The sequence below is a fragment of the Sporolactobacillus sp. THM19-2 genome, from assembly GCF_004153195.1.
Classification (GTDB): Bacteria; Bacillota; Bacilli; order Bacillales; family Sporolactobacillaceae; genus Sporolactobacillus.
Window position 1 is genome coordinate 1 of sequence record NZ_SEMC01000059.1, and the last position, 861, is coordinate 861.

Genomic DNA, 861 nt, shown 5'->3' on the forward strand with positions numbered 1-861 from the left:
GGATTGGTTCAGCAAACCCTATCTAGGATTTAAGGTCGATTTGACTTATCTTTCGAGGAACCTTTATCCCAAGAGACTTAATGATTTCATGCTGTTTTGCGGTGATTTCCGTCCTTTGATAGAAGTCTCCTCTTTTCGAAGAAAATTTGCCCGGAACCATCTGATCCATGGTATTTTTCAGTTTTGGCCAGGTTTCACCGGTCTTCAGTTCCGTCAGCCGAATGAGAAGCAGAGCCAGCCAGTTCAGCAAAACGTGCGTCTTAATCCGATCCTCGATCCGATGGTACATCGGTCGAAGACAGAGTGTAGATATAAGTCTTCCAGAGCCATCTCCAAATCACAAACCAGCCGTTCTAGCTGTTTCTTATCTTTCTCTGCTTCTTTTGAGTTGTAGGCGAGGATAAAACGCTGCCTTTTTTCTCCGTCCCCGACGACTTCAGCAATATGAGCGTCTGCACGTAAATTAAGGAACCGCCGTAGCGGTCAGAACTACAAGATGAGGACACGGCAACGAAAGATCGAACAGTAACAACTATCGCTAATACTGGAGGTGGGAGCAGTGCGACAGCAGCAGAAAACAGAACATGAAGCTGACCACCGGGGGAGAATAGACATAAAGGTCAAGAGTGAGTACTTTTTGGCGCGTAGTACTGCTTTTGGTGAAAGTATGGCCGAAAGTGGCACTTCAATGATGGAGTTCGTCCTGTCCCGAAATAGCCCGAATAAAGCTTACCTCCGGGTCAAGCGTAATAAAGGTGTGGTAGAAATTGACGGTATGACCGTAGAGGAATTACTGCCTTATCTAAAAGAACATCGGGAAGAATTATTAGTATTACTACGTAGGGTTTGCTGAACCAATCC

The 861-nt window shown here is 45.5% G+C and carries 1 protein-coding gene and 1 pseudogene; one reads left to right on the forward strand and one right to left on the reverse strand.

The window, feature by feature from the left end:
• Positions 1–22 precede the first annotated feature (22 nt).
• Positions 23–474 (reverse strand): annotated as a pseudogene (locus EWH91_RS15205) (hypothetical protein); the annotation flags it as partial.
• Positions 475–559: 85 nt separating this feature from the next.
• Here EWH91_RS15205 and EWH91_RS14310 point away from each other — a divergent pair.
• Positions 560–853 (forward strand): hypothetical protein, encoded by a 294-nt coding sequence (locus EWH91_RS14310; protein ID WP_129930934.1) that lies wholly within the window; start codon positions 560–562, stop codon positions 851–853.
• Positions 854–861: the final 8 nt, after the last annotated feature.